Annotated in this window: 10 protein-coding genes; 3 read left to right on the forward strand and 7 right to left on the reverse strand. The window is 69.8% G+C overall.

The features are described 5' to 3' along the window. Position 1: 1 nt before the first annotated feature. The 3 genes from ACZ4LX_RS06405 to ACZ4LX_RS06415 form a co-directional block, all read right to left on the reverse strand. Positions 2–1,501 carry an acyl-CoA synthetase gene (locus ACZ4LX_RS06405; RefSeq protein WP_467638971.1) on the reverse strand — a complete coding sequence of 500 codons (1,500 nt, stop codon included), beginning with the start codon at positions 1,499–1,501 and terminating at the stop codon, positions 2–4. Positions 1,502–1,783: 282 nt separating this feature from the next. Beyond that, complete coding sequence (locus tag ACZ4LX_RS06410) at positions 1,784–3,325, reverse strand: acyl-CoA synthetase (RefSeq protein ID WP_467638968.1); 1,542 nt, start codon at positions 3,323–3,325, stop codon at positions 1,784–1,786. Next, positions 3,322–4,431: an NAD(P)H-dependent flavin oxidoreductase gene (locus tag ACZ4LX_RS06415; RefSeq protein ID WP_467638965.1), complete on the reverse strand. Its 1,110-nt coding sequence runs from the start codon at positions 4,429–4,431 to the stop codon at positions 3,322–3,324. The genes ACZ4LX_RS06410 and ACZ4LX_RS06415 overlap by 4 nt, the downstream gene beginning before the upstream one ends. 183 nt (positions 4,432–4,614) lie before the next feature. Here ACZ4LX_RS06415 and ACZ4LX_RS06420 point away from each other — a divergent pair, with 183 nt between their 5' ends. The 3 genes from ACZ4LX_RS06420 to ACZ4LX_RS06430 all read left to right on the forward strand — a co-directional run bounded on the left by ACZ4LX_RS06420 (position 4,615) and on the right by ACZ4LX_RS06430 (position 9,251). Then, positions 4,615–6,465 carry a serine hydrolase domain-containing protein gene (locus ACZ4LX_RS06420; RefSeq protein ID WP_467638962.1) on the forward strand — a complete coding sequence of 617 codons (1,851 nt, stop codon included), beginning with the start codon at positions 4,615–4,617 and terminating at the stop codon, positions 6,463–6,465. Between the two features lie 130 nt (positions 6,466–6,595). Next, on the forward strand, positions 6,596–7,072 hold the full coding sequence (locus ACZ4LX_RS06425; protein WP_467638959.1) for a hypothetical protein: 477 nt from the start codon (positions 6,596–6,598) through the stop codon (positions 7,070–7,072). A 373-nt stretch (positions 7,073–7,445) separates the two neighbouring features. Further along, the gene (locus ACZ4LX_RS06430) at positions 7,446–9,251 is read left to right on the forward strand and encodes a nucleotide sugar dehydrogenase (RefSeq protein WP_467638956.1); all 1,806 of its coding nucleotides are present in this window, start codon (positions 7,446–7,448) and stop codon (positions 9,249–9,251) included. On the opposite strand, the gene ACZ4LX_RS06435 is transcribed toward ACZ4LX_RS06430, so the two are convergent. From ACZ4LX_RS06435 to ACZ4LX_RS06450, 4 genes are read right to left on the reverse strand one after another with little or no spacing between them, the layout of a single operon-like run. After that, the gene (locus ACZ4LX_RS06435; RefSeq protein ID WP_467638953.1) at positions 9,188–10,018 is read right to left on the reverse strand and encodes a 4'-phosphopantetheinyl transferase family protein; all 831 of its coding nucleotides are present in this window, start codon (positions 10,016–10,018) and stop codon (positions 9,188–9,190) included. The genes ACZ4LX_RS06430 and ACZ4LX_RS06435 overlap by 64 nt on opposite strands. Before the next feature lie 17 nt (positions 10,019–10,035). Continuing rightward, positions 10,036–15,852, reverse strand: a complete 5,817-nt coding sequence (locus ACZ4LX_RS06440) for an SDR family oxidoreductase (protein ID WP_467638950.1) — start codon at positions 15,850–15,852, stop codon at positions 10,036–10,038. 6 nt (positions 15,853–15,858) lie between these two features. Then, entirely contained in the window at positions 15,859–17,253 is a 1,395-nt protein-coding gene (locus tag ACZ4LX_RS06445) for an acyltransferase domain-containing protein (protein WP_467638947.1), read from the reverse strand. Further along, complete coding sequence (locus ACZ4LX_RS06450; protein ID WP_467638944.1) at positions 17,250–17,678, reverse strand: carboxymuconolactone decarboxylase family protein; 429 nt, start codon at positions 17,676–17,678, stop codon at positions 17,250–17,252. The genes ACZ4LX_RS06445 and ACZ4LX_RS06450 overlap by 4 nt, the downstream gene beginning before the upstream one ends. Positions 17,679–17,926: the final 248 nt, after the last annotated feature.

Below are 17,926 nucleotides of genomic sequence, written 5' to 3' on the forward strand. Positions count from 1 at the left end.
GTCAGGCGAAGCGGTCGCGGAGCTCCCGCTTGAGAATCTTTCCGCTGGCGTTGCGCGGGAGGCCGTCCACGAACACGATCCGCTTGGGAGCCTTGAAGTGGGCGATTCTCTCACGGGCGTGGCTGATCAGTTCGGCCTCGGTGGCCTCCCCGCGCAGCACGACAACGGCGGTGACCGCCTCGATCCAGCGCTCGTCGGGCAGTCCGACGACCGCCACCTCGGCAACGGCCAAGTGGGTGTAGAGCGCGTCCTCCACCTGACGCGAGGCGACGAGGACGCCGCCTGAGTTGATGACGTCCTTCACCCGGTCGACGACGGTGAAGTAGCCCTCCGGGTCACGGACGGCGAGGTCTCCGGAGTGGAACCAGCCGTCGCGGAACGCCTCGGCGCTCTCCTCGGGCTTGTCCCAGTAGCCGCTGCACAGCTGGGGTGAGCGGTAGACCACCTCGCCCGCCGTGCCGTCGGGGACGTCCTTGCCGTTCTCGTCGACGACCTTGGCCTCGACGAAGAGGACGGGCCGGCCGCAGGAGTCCATCCGGCCCTCGTGCTCGTCCGGTCCGAGGACGGTGGCGAGCGGGCCGATCTCGCTCTGGCCGAAACAGTTGTAGAAGGCCAGTGCCGGAAGGCGCTCGCGAAGGCGTTCGAGCACCGGGACGGGCATGATCGACGCCCCGTAGTAGGCCTTGCGCAGTCCGGCGAGATCACGCGCCGCGAAGTCCGGGTGGTTGGCGAGGCCGATCCAGACAGTGGGCGGGGCGAAGAGGCTGTCGGCCCGGCCCGACTCGACCAGGTCGAAGATCCGGGCCGCGTCCGGGGCGTCGAGAATCGTGTTCTCGGCGCCGACGGCGAGGTACGGCAGCAGGAACACGTGCATCTGCGCGGAGTGGTACAGGGGCAGGGCGTGCACGGGCCGGTCGCAGGGGCGCAGGTCGAGGGCGGTGACGGCGCTGACGTACTCGTGGACGAGGGCGCGGTGCGTCATCATCGCGCCCTTGGGCAGCGCGGTGGTGCCGGAGGTGTACAGCAGCTGCACGAGGTCGTCGGCGGCCGGTTCGTGCGCGGGCTCGAAGGGGCGCGGGGTGCCGAGATCGTCCAGGAGGGAGCCGGGGGCGTCGCGCAAGGGCCGGAGCGCGTACCCCTGCGGGACGCGGCCCGCGAGGTCCGGGTCGGTGAGGACCAGGGAGCTGCCGGACTGGCTCAGGATGTACGCGAGGTCCTCGCCCGTCAGGTTCTGGTTGACGGGCACATGGACAAGTCCGGCCCGGGCGCAGGCGAGGTACGCGATCAGGTACGCGTCGGAGTTGTGGGCGTAGGAGGCCACCCGGTCCCCCGGGTGCAGCCCGTGGCCGTCCATGAGGACGGCGGCCGCGGTACTGACCGCCTCGTCGAGACCCCGGTAGGTCCAGGCCCGGTCGGCGTACCGCAGGGCGGTGCGCTCGGGGGTGCGCCGTGCGCTGCGGGTCACGACGCCGTCGACTGTGCTGCTGCGTACACCGGTCATGGCGTGATCCTGTGCGGCCCGGGCCCCCAGGTCAAGGGTCCGGTTGTCTGCCGGGACGTCGGCGGACGTAGGGGCGTGCCGGGTGAGCGGCCCATGACGTCCCGGCCTGCCGAGGCGCCTCGGGTGGTGCGGGTGCGTGGACGGCGGCAGCCCCATTCACATTCCGCCGGTCCCTGGACCTCCGCGGTCCGGCGCGGCCACGGGGTCGGCGGAGTCCCGGGGCCCGTGCCGTCACCGTGCGGCCATGAGGCAGCCCGGCCCCCGTTCGCCCGGGTACGGGCTTCAGCTGTGCCCCTCCCAGTACGGTTCGCGCAACCGCCTTTTGTACAGCTTGCCGTTGGGGTCGCGGGGCATCGTCGTGATGAAGCCGAGGGACTTGGGACGCTTGTAACCGGCGAGCAGATCCGCACAGTGTGCGAGGATCCCGGCGGCCAGATCGTCGCCCGCCTCGTGTCCCTCGGCGGCTTCGACGACGGCTCTGACCTCCTCGCCCCAGTCGGCGTGCGGAATTCCGAAGACGGCGGCGTCGGCGACCGCGGGGTGGGTCAGCAGGGCGCTCTCGATCTCGGCGGGATAGATGTTCACCCCGCCGGAGATGATCATGTCGATCTTGCGGTCGCGGAGGAAGAGGTAGCCGTCCTCGTCCAGCACGCCGAGGTCGCCGACGGTGAAGTAGTCACCGATGCGGTTCTTCCTCGTCTTGCCCTCGTCCTTGTGGTAGCTGAAGCCGCCGGTGCTCATCTTCATGTACACGGTGCCGAGTTCGCCCGGCCCGAGCCGGTTGCCGTCGTCGTCGAAGACCGCGAGTTCGCTGATCGGCCAGGCACGGCCGACGGTGCCCGGCTTCTTGAGCCAGTCGTCGGCGGTGGCGAAGGCACCGCCCCCCTCGCTCGCAGCGTAGTACTCCTCGACGCACCCGCCCCACCAGTCGATCATGGCCCGTTTGACATGGTCGGGGCAGGGGGCCGCGCCGTGGATCGCATGCCGCATCGCCGTCACGTCGTACGCCTGTTTCACCTCGTCCGGGAGGGCGAGGAGACGGTGGAACTGGGTCGGGACCATGTGTGTGTGGGTGCAGCGGTGGGTGTCCATCGCCCGCAGCATCTCCTCGGGCGACCACTTGTCCATCAGGACGAGGGGGTGGCCGATGTGCAGGGCGGCGCCCGCGAACTGCAGCACGGCGGTGTGGTAGAGCGGCGAGCAGACCAGGTGGACGTTGCCGTCGAACGGCTTGATGCCGAAGATGCCGAGAAATCCGCCGAGATAGCTCTCCTCGGGGAGCTTTCCCGGCAGCGGACGGCGGATGCCCCGCGGGCGGCCGGTCGTGCCGGAGGTGTAGTTCATGACCCAGCCGAGCGTGCGCCCCTCAGGGGGCGAGACCGGCCGGTTCTCCAGCAGTTCGGCGTACGGACGGAAGCCGTTGACCGCGCCGACTCCGTAGCGGTGGCTCGCGGGCAGTTCCGCCTCGTCGGCGGCGGCCGTCGCGGCCTGGGCGAAGCGTTCGTGGGCGATGAGCACCTTGGCGCCGGAGTCGGAGACGATCCAGGCGATCTCCGGCCCCACGAGATGGTGGTTGACGGGGACGAGGTAGAACCCGGCCTGCGAGGCGGCGAGGTAGGCGGTGAGGAATTCGACTCCGTTGGGCAGCACGACGGCGAAGGCGTCGCCCTCTTCCAGCCCCGCCGCGCGCAGTCCGTGGACCATGCGGTTGGCCTCGGCGTGCAGCCGGCCCGCCGTCCAGTTCTCGCCGTCGGGTGCGACGAGGACTTCGCGGTCGGGGTCGGCCGTGGCCTGGGCCCAGAAACCGTTGGGCGGCTGGTTCATGAGGCGCTCCGTCCGGCGATGCGGTTGATCCGGTCAATGGCCCGCTCGAAGCCGAGGGTCAGGTCGTCGAAGACGGCCTGGACGCTGCGTTCGGTGTTCATCCGGCCGACGATCTGACCGACGGGCGTGCCGAGCAGTGCGTCCGTCTCGTACTTCTGGATACGGGAGACCGCCTCGGCGACCAGAAGTCCCTGGAGTGGCATGGGCAGGGTGCCGGGTCCCGACGGGTCGTCCCAGGCGTCCGTCCATTCGGTACGCAGCTGGCGTGCGGGTTTCCCGGTGAGGGCACGCGAGCGGACGGTGTCGCCGGAACCTGCGGCGAGGAGTTTGGCGGTCAGCGCCCGGGAGTGCATGTCGGCCTCCTCGGTGGTGAGCCAGAGGGAGCCGAGCCAGACGCCCTGGGCTCCCAGGGCGAGTCCGGCGGCGATCTGTTCGCCGCTGCCGATGCCGCCTGCGGCAAGGACCGGAAGCGGGCCCACGGCGTCGACCACGTCCGGGACGAGGACCATGGAGGCGATCTCGCCGGTGTGGCCTCCGGCCTCGTATCCCTGGGCGACGACGATGTCGATGCCCGCGTCCGCGTGGTGGCGGGCGTGCCGGGCGCTGCCGGCGAGGGCCGCGACGAGGACGTCGTGGCCGTGGGCTCGGGCGATGACATCGGCGGGCGGTGAGCCCAGCGCGTTGGCGAGGAGCTTGATGGGGTAGTCGAACGCCACGTCGAGCTGGTTGCGGGCGACCTCCTCCATCCAGCCCGTGATACGCCAGCCCGAGGCCTCTCCTTCGGCGAGTTCGGGAACTCCGTGTCTGGTGAGGGTCTCCTGGACGAACTTGCGGTGACCGGGCGGGATCATGGCCTCCACATCGGCCTCGCTCACGCCTTCCACCTTCTTGGCGGGCATGACGACGTCGAGGCCGTAGGGCTTGCCGTCCGTGTGTTCCTGCATCCAGTCGAGGTCGCGTGCGAGGTCGTCGGGGGCGGTGTAGCGGACCGCGCCGAGTACGCCGAATCCTCCGGCCCGGGTGATGGCCGCGGCCACCGCCGGGAACGGCGTGAAGCCGAAGATGGCGTGCTCGATCCCCAGTTTTTGGCTCAGCTCCGTCTCCATGGGCGGCAGGATGCCGCAGTCCGACAGACGAGGGAAGAGATTTTCTGATGCTGTGTCAGATTCTTTGTGGCTCCGGGGCCTACGGGGCGGCAGGGGGGTGACAGTAATCTCTGGCTCGGCAGGAAGTTTCAGACTCGGACAATTTTTCGAAAATTATTTTCAGGCATGAGGAAGGGGTTCCGGATGACCGAGGACACGGCGGGCGGAGGCATCAGCCGGCGGAGGCTGGGCAGTGGGATGCTGGCCCTGGGCGGCGCACTCGCCCTGGCGCCCATTCCGTTCGCGGCCGCGGCGTCTGCCACGGAATCGGGGGCGGGGTCGTCGGACATGGGCACGGAGGCAGCGGCGGAGAGCCCGGCGGTCCGGACCGGACCGACGCTGCGGCGCGGATCGGCCACCCGTGCGGGGCTGTTGCAGGAGCCCCTCGACCAGCTCGTCAGCGAGGCGGAGAAGTACCTGGCCGACGTGCCGAAACACCCCTGGTACGCGGGCGCCGTCCTGCTCGCGGGCCGGGGCGGAACGGTGGCGCTGCACCGGCCGATCGGCAAGGCCGTGCGCTATGCGGCGTACGACGAGAAGACCGACACCGGTGTGGAGTTCCCGGCGGACCAGCAGATTCCCATGGCCGAGGACACGGTCTTCGACCTGGCATCGGTGTCGAAGCTGTTCACGTCGATCCTGGCCGTGCAGCAGATCGAGCGCGGCACGCTGGAGCTGGAGGCGGCCGTCTCCTCCTACCTCCCCGACTTCGCCGGGGGCGGCAAGCAGGACATCACCATCCGTCAGCTGCTCACGCACACCTCTGGTTTCCGCGCCTGGATCCCCCTTTACCAGGCACCCACCCGCGAGGGAAAGCTGGAGCTGATCTGGAACGAGGTGCCGGCGAGCCCGCCCGGCACGGCGTACCTCTACTCCGACCTCAATCTGATCTCCCTCCAGCTGGTGCTGGAGAAGATCACCGGCCGCACCGAGGATGTACTGCTCCGCGAGCAGATCACCGCTCCGCTCGGGATGCAGCGCACCCGGTACAACCCGCCGGCCTCCTGGAAGCCGAAGATCGCCGCGACCGAGGACGCCCGGCTCCCCTGGTCCGGGCTGGAGCGCGGACTGGTCTGGGGCGAGGTCCACGACGAGAACGCGTACAGCCTGGACGGTGTCGCGGGCCACGCCGGGGTCTTCTCCTGCGCCTGGGACCTGGCGATCCTCGCCCGCACCCTGCTCAACGGCGGGGTCTACGGCCGCGCGAGGATCCTTTCGGCCGCTTCGGTGGATCTGCTGTTCACCGACTTCAACACCGCGTTCCCCGGTGACGCGCACGGCCTCGGCTTCGAGCTCTACCAGCACTGGTACATGGGCGCGATGGCCACACCGCGCACGGCGGGCCACACCGGGTTCACGGGCACGAGCCTGGTCCTCGACCCGACCACGGACTCGTTTCTGATCGTGCTGGGCAACTCGGTCCACCCCGTGCGCAACTGGCGCTCCGGCAGCGCGCCCCGTGTCGCCACCGCCAACCAGATGGCCCGTGCGGTCGCCGTCCCGCCCGCCCGTGGCCGTACGGCATGGTTCTCCGGTCTGGCCAGCGCCTCGTCCGCCACCTTGGCCCTGCCGCCGCTCGCTCTCGCGTCCTCACGGGCCCGGCTGAGCTGCGCGCTGTGGTGGGACACCGAGCCCGGCTCCGACTTCCTCTTCCTGGAGGCCTCGGCGGACGCCGGGGCCACCTGGCAACCTGTCCCGTTCACCACAGGCCCGGCTTCGCGGAAGGGGCAGGAGCGGCTGGAGACACATCCGGCGGGCTCGGTCTCCGGCTGGTCGGGCCGGGTCTGGCAGCGGCTCGATGCCGACCTCGCGCGGTGGAGCGGCGGGGAGTTGCGGCTGCGCTGGCGGTACACCACGGACCAGTTGTACGTCGGCCGCGGGGTGTACGTGGACGCCCTCAGGGTCGAGGACGACGGCCGTACGGTCTTCGACGAAGGCCGACCGGCCGACGCCCGGCGCATCGAGGCCAACGGCTGGGCCCCTTCGGCGAACTGACGGAAGAGCAGGGCGGCCGGGCGGCCTCTGCAACAAGACGTCCGCAGTGAGTCACAACTCTCTCACCGCTCAAGCCCTGCCGCCCTGCCGGCCGCACCATGTCCCTACTCGTGTCACACCAGGGGGGACCATGCACATCCGTACCACGACCGCGGCCGTTGCCGTACTGCTCGCCGTCACCCTCGTCGGCTGCAACAGCGACGACGGCAGCGACAGCAGTACCGGCACCACAAGAAGCACCACACCCGAAGCATCGGGGGCAGCGGACAAGAGCGACTCCGCCAAGGACACCGGCACGCCACCCGAGGCGTCGGGTGCGGCGGACAAGAGCGACTCCGCCAAGGACACCGGCATACCACCCGAGCCCAAGGGTGCGGCGCGATCCGCCGTCCTCCAAGCCATTCATGACGTCAACGGCAACCTCACCCACGACGAGGACAAGGCCATCAGCGCGGCGCGCAACCAGTGCGCGGCCCTTGACGGCGGTGCGACGGACCCGGACCACAGTGCCGCGCAGCGGTTCTCCTACGACGGCATCACCCTGACCGATGAGGATGGAAGCCACCTCAACTTCGGGCTGCGCAAAACACTCTGCCCCGAATCCTGATCAGCCACTCCACCGGCCCGGGCGCGACCGTATGCGGCCGGGCCTCGCCGCGCCCGGTGGTCACCCGGAGGTGGTCCGAACCGCTGACGATCCGGTCCGCGCGCACGTCGGGCCGGGTCCCCTCCGCGGTGGCGCGCTCGGCACCCGCGGGCTTTCTCCCCGAGGAAGAACGGTCCAAAGTCCCGCCCGTCGAGGTCTTTGGAGCGCGTTAAACGCAGCGTAAACCTTGCTACGTTGTCATTCTCGGGTAAACAAAGTGTTGAAGTGAGGTCGTTCGGATGCTTCAGGGGCAGGCCGCGGATGTCGCAGTAATCGGGCTCGGATATGTGGGAATGCCGCTGGCGCAATACGCCGTGCGAACCGGCTGAAAGTCGTGGGGCTCGACCGTGAAAGCGCGGTCGTCGACGGACTCAATTCCGGAAAGTCACATATCGGCGATCTCTCCGATTCCGACGTGACAGAAATGCGGGAGCACGGCTTCACCGCCACCACGAATCCCGATGTACTGGCAGAGGCACGCGTCGTCGTCACCTGCGTCCCCACCCCTCTGACCGCGCATGGGGAGCCCGATCTGGGAGCCGTGCACCGTGCGGTGGCGGCGGTGGCGGAACGGCTGCGGCCGGGCACGCTGGTGGTGCTCGAATCAACCACGTACCCGGGGACGACGGACGAGGTGGTGCGCCCGGCCCTGGAGGCGTCGGGGCTGCGTGTGGGCGTCGACTTCCATCTGGCCTTCTCGCCCGAGCGGATCGACCCGGGCAACCCGGGCAACCCGGAGTACGGCATCCACAACACTCCGAAGATCGTCGGCGGCTGCACCACGGAATGCACGACAGCGGCCCGAAAATTCTATGAGCAATTCGTCGACCAGGTCGTCGAGGCGAAGAGCCCGCGCGAAGCGGAATTCGCGAAGCTGCTGGAGAACACATACCGCTACGTCAACATCGGCCTGGTGAACGAGATGGCCACATTCAGCCAGGAGCTGGGTGTCGATCTCTGGAACGGTGCTGATCTGGCACGGCACATGGAACGTGGCCACGGTGTTCTTCGCCTCCTCGTCCCTCGTCATCCTGGCCCTGTTCGTCTGCGGCGCACTGCCCCGCAGTTTCGAGCGCCGGGCATCGGCCCCGGGCCGCGTGCTGGCGATCGTCCCCGTGTACAACGAGAGCCCGGACGATCTGCGCGCCTGATCGATGCGCTGCTCGCAGGGACCCGGGTGCCCGACGCGATCCACGTGGTCGACGACGGGTCGACGACCCCCGCCCGCCGGTACGAACACCCGAAAGTCGTCTGGCACCGCACCGAGAACGGCGGCAAGCGCGAAGCGCAGGTCTACGCGCTGAGTCAGGTGGACGCGGAAAACTTCGACTTCGTGGTCACGGTGGACTCCGACTCCGTTGTGCTGCCCGACGCCCTGGAGAAGGCGATGCGGGCCTTCTCCGAACCGAGCGTTCAGGGTGTCACGGGCAACGTGGTGACCACGAACCGCACCCAGAATCTGATCACCCGGGTCACCGACCTGTATCTCGGTGTCTCGATCCAGCTGATGCGTGGGGCCCGTTCTCTGTTCGGCGTCGTCATACCGTGCTCGGGCGCCTTCTCCGTCTACCGCAAGGAAGTGCTCTTCGACAATGTCGACGACTACGTGTCCAGCGGCACGTTCAGCGACGACCGGCGCCTGAGCCACTACGCGACGCAACGAGGTGAGGTGGTCCTGGCGCATGACGCCGTCGTACTCACCCAGATGCCGACCACGCCGCGCGGCGCCTTCCGGCAGCAACTCCGCTGGTCCAAGGGCAACTTCTTCTACATGAAGTGGGAGCTGCAGAACCTTCGGGGGCTCGCTCTCGCCATGAAGATCTGGCTGCTGATCTCCATGTTCGGGTGGCTCATCGCGACGGGCTATCTGTTCGTCTACGTTCCGCTCACGGGGCACACGTTCCCCTGGCGTGAGCTGCTCTACCTCTTCGTCCTCAAGTACCTGACCACACTCCACGGCGCCTTCGGGCGAGTGCCCGGCCGTGGTGGCTACGCCTCCTGGATCGTGCTGACACCGTTCCTGTCCCTCATGGAACTCTGCATACTGCGGCCCGCGCTCTATGTCGCGGCGTTCACCTACCGCAAGCAGGTGTGGGGCACACGCGGGGCAGTCACCCCGACGCCGGCCGTCGCCTCCTGAGGGTCCATGTGCCGCCCCGTACAGCACGTCGTGCGTACAGGGCACCACCGCAGAAGGGCCGGGTGGTGGCTGCTGCCCGACAGCAGGCGGGGTGGCGTGGCCAGGGCGGCGGTCCAGCGTAGTCGGCTGGTGGGTGAGGTCAGTGACAGCTGGGTGATCGCCAGGTCCTGATGCCCCGGGGCGTGGGCCAGCGTGACCGCTCCGCAGGAGCGCAGTTCGATGCTGCGGAAATCCAGGGTGAGGCCGAGCATGAGGGCCTTGGCATAGGCCTCCTTGCAGACCCACCTGCTCAGGAAGAAGGGACGCCTGCGGTGCGAAGGGAGCTCGGAGAGCTGTTGGCGTTCCCGAGCGTTGAGGGCACTGACGAACGAGAACGGGCCGGGGGTGGGAGCGGTGTCGACCGGCTCGATGTCGATACCGACCGGTCCGGGCCCACCGATCGCGATCACGGCCAGACGTCGGGTACGGGACACGGAGATGGACAGGTCCGGTGCTCCTGGGAGGCGCGGCGGACCGTGCGGTCGGCCGCAGTGCGCGCAGGTGGTTTCGAGCCGGACGCCGGCCGGAGAGGTGGCGAGGAGCCGTCCCAGAACCTGGCGCAGCGCGGCGCGCGTGAGACCGAATTCCCGGGCGGCATCCGGCAGGCGGTAGCGTGCCATGCGCTCGTGCTCTTCAAAGGACAGGGCGTCGAACGCGCCGGCGTGTGCACGCAGTGGCAGCGGGACGGTCCAGAGCCGGACCGCCGTTCCCCTCTCAGGTGTGCCCATGGGGCCTTCGGATGTGCTCACGGACCGACGTCGGCGGGCTGTGCCTGCGCTGAACGGTCGTGCGCGGCAGATGGTGGCCGGGCCGGCACCGTGCCCATCGGGGCCAGTTCCACCTCCGAGAGCTCCAGGAGGATCTGGCCACCGGGCGCGCAGGCCCGAAAGACCTGCCCCTCGTGGGAGTGCAGAGAGATCGTGGAACCGTATCTGCCCGCGAGCAGGGTGTCGTTGCTGCCCGGCGCGAACAGGTCGACCCGGCCCATCCTGCGGGGGACGTACAGTGTCTGCTCGCCGAGTGGGTCCACCGGCAGAGCAGCAGTGCGGCCCGCCGCACAGAGCAACAGGGACGGGATGGCGAAATCTCGCAGCCAGGGGCATTCCTCCAGGCTCGGTGCCCAGACGGCATGGCAGTCGCCGCCGTGGGTGTGGCTGTCACGGGTGTTGCGGTAAATGCCCTGGAGCAGCACGGGGGATGCTTCCGCGTAGTACGGATCCGGCACGGTGCGGCCCTGGACCGGTGGGCGCTCTGCCGGGCCCGGCAGAGGCGCGTGGCCAGGTACGGCAAGGACGACGACCGTGCTGAAGTGGCGGCGCCGCACCGGTGGCCGGGCGCCTCCCGGCGGGGTGACCTCGGATTCGAGGGTGACGCGCACCCGCAGTCTTCCCCGCACGTCCGGGGCCTGGTCCATGCTTGTGGCCGCTACGTGAAGGGTGAGTGGGAGGCGGCCGGTGAAAGGACGTACGAAGGTGTTGAAGTCGGCGTTGCGGAAGCCGCACACCAGGAGTCCGGGGTGCACCTGTGCGGCCGCTTCGGCGGCGATCTCCAGCATGAAGGTGCCGGGGAGGGTGGGCTTGCCGTCGACCAGGTGGTCGTCGAGATGGCCGTCGTGGCCGGGGGTGAAGGACAGCAGCCAGTGGTCCTTGCGGGTCTGGACCGCCCGAGGGCTGTCCAGGTATGCGGCCCCGTGACGGGAAGGGTCCGCTTCGTTGGAGGGCCGGCGGCCGGAGCGTTCCGCTTCGAAGAGGAGGGCTTCCTCTGCGCCCACGTAGGGGTGAGGGGTGGGGGCTGCTGTCGTCGCGGCCGCCAGTTCGGCGCGGAACTGCGCGACTGCCTCGCCGGTGGACACTGCTGTGAGTGTGGTGGCCCGGCCCATGTATCGCTTGGTGACCGGATCGGCCGCGTAGAAGCCGTCCTCGCCCCACAGCGGGAAGACGACCGTGCGCTCTCCAGGGGTGCTGCCGTGTTCGGCGGCTGCGGTCAGGAAGTCGTTCGCGGCGCAGTAGTCCGCCTCGCCCGGCAGACCGAGGGCCCCGCCGAGCACCGATCCGATGTTGCACCAGAGCTCTGGCGGGTCGTCGGCGAAGGCTGCTCTGAGATGGTGGTAGCCGAGCAGTTTGGTGTCCCGTACCCGCTGGAACGAGCCGAGGGCCTTGTTGTCGATGAGGGTCGCCCCGGGTAGGCCCGCAGCATGGATCACCAGGTCGACCCGCCCCTCCGCCAGCCGGATCTGCTCGGCGGCGGTGGCCACGGCCGGTGCCTTGAGCACATCGCAGGCCAGGTAGTGGACCCGGTCCTGGCCGTGCCGCCTGCGCAGCCGGTCCAGTGCGCGATGCACCTTGCGTTCTGCCAATTGCTGGTCGACGAGGGCGACCAGCTCCCGTACGGGAAGGCCGGGGTTGGTCCGGTGGGCCTCGCGCAGCAACTGCGCGCGCGCCTGGCCGTCTTCGTGCGGTCGCCCGTTGTGCGGCGGCTCGGGCGGCTCCGTCATGGGAGTGCGCCCGAGAAGCCAGACGCGGGCCTTGTGCGGGAGGGCGTCGACGAGTTCGACGCTGACGCCGCCGGCGCCGCCGGTGACGACGACGACCGGGTCCTCACCGAGCGAGGGGGGATTCGTCGCTGCGTCCCACGATGGTGTCCCGGGTGGTTCGGCGGACAGGGTCTCCACGTGCCGCCGTCCGCCGCGGTAGTGCACCACGGGGTGCGGGCTTGGCAGTCGGCGCTCCGCGGCAAGCGTCTCGAGGGCTCCGGGACCAAGGGGGGTGTCGGTGACCAGCGCGAAGACCGTCGAGTCCGGCTGCTCCCAGGCGAGGCTGCGGACCGTGCCGGTGAACAGTGCCGCATGCGGATGCGTGGGGGTGGGCTGACCGGCCAGCAGCACCGCCAGCGAACTTGCCGCAGTCCAGCGGGGCCAGAGCCGCTGCGCGATGAGGAACAGCAGATCGTGCAGCTTCAGCAGGTCCGGGGCAGGGGCTGCGGGCCAGGGCCGGGCGGTGGCGAAGTCGGCGAGCACGGTGAGAGAGGGGCGGGCCTCGTCGAGAGCATCGCGCAGGGCGTTCAGAGCATCGGAGTCCTGGAGATCCTCCGGTACGTGGACGCGGTGGCCGGCCTGCCCTGCCGAGCAGCCCACGATCAAGTCGGCCCGGTCCAGATGGGGGGTCAGCTGCTCGGCGTTGACGCCGGGACCGAGCAGGACCACTCCCCCGTCGGGGACCGGCCGCTGTGGACCGCCATGAGCGGGGCGGCCCACAGGAACCAGGACTCGGGTGTGGCGGGTGGTGAGCCGAGGTTTGTCCGCGACGGCGGGCGCCGACTGCTGCGGAGTCTGCTCCTGCCCGGTCGTCCGGCCCGGCTCGTCCCGGTCCGTCAGCATGCCCTGTCCCGGCCGTTCGCCGGCACCGGGAACGATGCGCAGAGGGAAGGCCCTTCGCGCTGCTGCGTGCAGCGTACGGACCTGGCCGGACTCCGCCGCTGCCAGCAGCCGCACCGCGGCGCGGACCGCTGTGCCGGGCCCGGCGTCGTCCCGCTCGGCGCGGACCGCTGGGCCGGGCCCGGTGTCATCCCGCTCCGGGCGGTCGGACCCGGAGCTCACAGGCACGAGATGCGCGAGCACCGGCCACTTCTGTCGGTGGGCGCGCTCCTGGGTGGCCAGCGCCAGCAGCACGGCCCCCTCGCCCCCGTAGCCGTCCGGTGTGCCGTCGCCGCCGGTGGTTCCGGAGACATCGGCGGTGACAGCGAGCACCAGCGCAAGGCCGAGCTCCCCGCTGAAGAGATAGCGGCTTGCGACCCGGACCGCGGCCAGCAAGGAGTCTTCCCCGGCGTCGACGGTCATCGAGGCACCGTGCAGATCGAATCGCGCGGCGATGCGGGACGCGATGACGTTCGTCATGACACCGGCCTGGCTGTCCTCACTCGCAGGCGGTGTGCTCTCCCGCACTGTTCGTACGTACTCCTCGACCCCGGAGACGATGCTGCCGGAGACCTTCCCCCTCAGTGTCCGCAGAAGGTCGTCGGCGTAACAACGCATGGTTGCCCCGGCGAGTGCTCGCGGAACGCCGGTGTGCGCCACGACGACGCCGGTGCTCTCCTCCAGTCCGGACCACAGGGGGCCGCACTCCGCTGCGAATCGCACGGCGGATTCGATGGACATGACCTGCGCGGGATCGATGGCGCGCAGGGTCCGTGGGGTGAGCCGCATATCGGCCGTGACGGGAACCGGATAGGGGCGGTCGAATACGGTGCCGGGAAGGCCGCCCTGCTCCTTGAGCCAGGCGGTGACCGTTGACCGGTCGGGGGTGCGGGGCAGATGGGCACTCCAGCCGACGAGCACGAGGTCACTCTTGGCGGCGGACGGCGCGGAGCGTGTCGGGGCCGTCGACGACAGGTCCTGAACGAGGAGGTGGCCATTGGTGCCACCGAAGCCGAAGGCCGAGATGCCCACGGTGCGCGGTGCGTCCGGACGGGCGGGGAAAGCGGTAGTCGCGCGGGGAACACGGATGCGCCCGGGGTCGACGCCTTCGGGCAGTTGCCGGAAGTGCGGCTGCGCGGGGATCTGTTCATGTCGCAGCGCCAGCAGGGCGTGAATGAGGGAGGCGGCCCCCGCGGCCCATCCCGTGTGTCCGATGACGGCTTTGCTGCCTGTGCAGTGGTAGCCGTTCGGCGGGGCGGCTTCCGCGAGCATCCGCAGTTCCGACCGGTCGCCCACGGGAGTTCCGGTCGCGTGGGCGATGACCCAGTCGATCTGGGAGGGCCGGGTGGCGTTCACGGCTCGGGCGCGCTCCACCGCGCGGCGCTGTCCTGCCGGATTGGGGGCTGAGATCGATTTCCCACGCCCGTCGGTGGCGGCTCCGAATCCGGACAGCACCCCAAGGACCGTGTCTCCGTCGGCCAGGGCCTTCGAGAGCAGCTTGAGGGCCACCATGCCGGCCCCGTCACTGAACAGCGTGCCGTCCGATCCGGCGTCCAGAGACCGCACCCGGCCGGACGTGGACAGGCCCCGCAGTTTGGCGAAGAGCACCGCATTGGTCGGGTCGAGGGCCTCCACACCACCGCAGAGAGCCACCTCGCAGGTGCCGTCGAGGAGCGCCTTGACCCCGAGGTCCACCGCGTACAGCGAGGAGGAGCAGGCGGTGTCGACCACCAGCAGCTCAGCGACCTCGTCGAGAATGCCGTCGATGGCGTCCCGGACAATGGCATCGGGCCGGGCATGGCGGGGATCGTCGAGCGCATATCGGTAGTGGGCGCGCAATACTCGGCGCACCTCGCGGGCCGCTTCCGGTCCACCGGCCGCGGCCGAAGCGGCGTCGACGACCGCTGACTCGGCAAGGCTCTGGCTGCCGCCGGGCCATGCGCCCACATACACTCCGCACCGTTCGGCCGGGGCTGTCCGCAGTCCGTCGACGGCTTGCAGCAGGCAGTGCCGCAGCCACAGCGCCGCTGGATCACGGTCCTTGGCGGGCCAGGTGTCATGCAGCCCGGGATGTGGCCGAAAGCCATGCAGATAGCCGCCCACGCGGGAGTAGGTGCGGTCTGTCGCGGACGAGTCGGCCGACCAGAAATGGTCCAGGGCGAAACGGTCCTGCGGCTCGCTGAAGATCTCACCCGGACGGTTGAGCAACTCCCAGAACTCATCCGGGCCGGAAGCTCCCGGCACGGCGATGCCCATCCCGACGACCGCGACCGCGTGTTCCGACCCGGGCGGTGGCGGGAGCGCGGTTGGTTCGTGAGCGGCGGCTGGTGGCCGGGCCTCGGACGATGGCCTGTTCGCGGCCGGTCGCCCGGCCGGCGGCGACAGCATGGCGTGTCCCAGCGACAGGCCGCCGTCGGCCAGGATCATCTGCCCGGTGATGAAGGCGGACGGCTCGTCGGCAAGGAACAGCACCAGGGCCACGAGATCCTCTTCGGTGGCCAGCCGCCCGAGTGGCGTCGCCCGCTCGATCACCTCACGCAGAGCCTCCGCCTCGGGGAACAGCGGCAGCGTCGTGTTGTCCATCATGCCGGCGGACGCGGTGTTGACCCGGATCCCCTGCGACGCGAACTCGACTGCCAGATAGCGCGTCAGCGCCTCGAGCGCGGCCTTGCTGACGCCCACCGTCGCATAGTTGCCGAAGACGTTTCCGGCTCCGATGGACGACAGATTGACGATGCTTCCCCCGCCTCGCCGGGCCATCAGGGGTGCGGCGGCCAGCGCGCAGCGGCGGGCCCCGTCGAGGTTGACCGCCATGGCCCGGCCCCAGTCCTCCTCCGTCAGGGTGGACATGGCCGCGAGGGTTCCCCGAGCGGCGTTGTTGACGAGGATGTCCAGGCCCTCGTGCCGGTCGGAGAGCTCGGCGAACATGGCGTCCACCTGGTCCTGTTTGGCCACCGACGCACGGACCAGCTCGCCCGAGCCTCCCGCCGCGAGGATCTCGTCGAGGGTGGCGCGTGCCGCGTCGCGCGAGTGGAAGTAGTTGATGACGACATGGGCCCCGAGCCCGGCCAGTTCGCGGCACACTGCCCGGCCCACGCCCTTGCCTCCGCCGGTGACCAGGGCGGTCTTTCCTGTCAGCCTTCCGTCCATCGCCGCTCACGCTCCCGTCCGGTCGGGAGAACCGACGGCAGTGGGGCCCGGCAGCTCCGTCAGCAGGTCGGCGACGCCGGACAGCGTCGTATAGGAGGTGACGCGCAGGCCCGCGGGCGGCTCACCGAGCCCGTAGCGCTGCCGTACAAGATCGAAGGCCTCCATCTGTTTGATCGAGTCCACTCCCAGATCGGCCTCCAGGTCGATCTCGTCGGCCAGCAACTCCTCCGGATAGTCCAGGAATTCGGCGTACGCCTCGCGGAGCTCGGTGAGGAGCTGTGCTCGCGCCGGAAGGTTCCCGGCCGCAGGTTCGCCCTGCGATTCCGGGGCTGCGGCCGGCCGAGGCACTTCGGCAGCGACCGCCGCGGGACCCGGCGCGGTTCGGGTTTCGGGCGGCCGTGTCGCAGACATCGCCTCCCGCACCGGGACGTCGGTGCTGATGCCTGCGCTGCGCAGCTCGGCGACGATCAGGTCGGATGTGCGCCGCCGGTCGAAGGGGGCGGTGACCACGATGCCTCGCGGCAACGCGGCAGCGGCCAGCTGGGTCAGGATCCGGCGGGCTCCCGACTCGACAAAGACCCGTACCCCGTCCCGGTGCAGCTGCTGCAGTCCGGTGTAGAACCGCACCGGCCGGACGAGGTGGCGGGCCGCCAGAAGCCGCAGATCATCCGGTCCTTCCATATAACGGCCCAGAATCGCCGAGTAGACGGGGACCCGCGGGGCCCGCATCGGCAACCGGGCGGTGCGTTCCTCCAGCAGGTCCGCGGCCCGTTGCAGCATCGGGTTGTGGAAGGGGTACGCGGCCCGCACCCGGGTCGCCCGTGCGCCGACGGCCTCGGCGAGCGCTTCCGCGCGAGCCAGCGCCCCCAGCGGACCGGAGATCACGCAGGCCTCCGGTCCGTTCTCCAGCGCGACCGTGACCGATGGGTCGTCGAGCAGACCCACCAGGTGTCCGCTGCGCCGGCCGTCGAGGTTCAGCGCGGTCATTCCGCCCCCCGTCAGGTCGAGGCCGGCGAACACCTTGGACCGTTCCAGGATGAACCGTGTCGCGTCGGCCACGGTCAGCGCCCGCGCCGCGGTGAGCGCGGCGATCTCCCCGAAACTGTGTCCGGCCAGCACATCGCTACGCACGCCGAGCGTCTCCAGCACCGTGTGGGTGGCGACATCGGTGGCGAAGATGGCCAGATCGAGGTCCTCGGGCCGGGTGTCGACCAGTTCGTCCTGTCCAGGTGCCGTTGCCTCTGTGAGCAGAGGAGAGACCGGGCTGCCGCCGAGACCGGCACTTGCCGCGTCGATCTCGGCGAGCACGTCCGTGACCCGGTGCCGGTCTTTGATGTCGGACAGGATCCCGGGCACATAGGAGCCCTGGCCGGGAAAGAGCAGAGCCGTTCGCATGGTCATGACGCCTCCGGGGCGGGAACCGGCAGCAGGTCGCGTTCGGCGAATGTCTCCCGGGCTGCCAGCACCGCGTTCACGGAGCGTGGTACTCCCGCGTAAGCAGCGATGTGCAGCATCACTTCAACGATCTGGGAAGGTGAGATGCCCGCGCCGAGAGCTACTTCCGTATGCAGCCGGATCTCACGCTCACAACCGCCAAGGGCCGCCAGCGCCGCCAAGGTGACCAGCTCCCGCTCGCCGGTAGCCAGCACCGGCCGGTGGTGGAGATCGCCGTAGATGGAGGTCACTATGTGATCCCCGAGAGCCGGGCAGACATCGGAGATGGAGGCGAGGAACGCATCGGTCCCTCCCTTCCCGCCCAGTTCATACATGGTCTTCAGGCCACGCTCATAACGCTGGTCCACCATCACTCCCAAGTAGCCGCTCACCAGACGCCTCGGCCGCCACTTCGATACTCGCCAGTAGTGGCGAGAAACGGCAGGCGCAGAGACAGCCTCTGGAAGCAATGAGCGGGCTACGACGTACGCCGCGAACCGTTGATGTCACCGCGCACGCCGGTCCTCGCAGGCGCATCAAGCAGCGCGCGGCCGCGGACTGCCGGCGGGCCCGGATCGTCGGAGGCATGTTCCACAGGCGCTCCACCGCTGCCGTACGCGACCCGGCTCAGCGGGGAAGC

The sequence above is a fragment of the Streptomyces sp. NPDC026062 genome, from assembly GCF_055568375.1.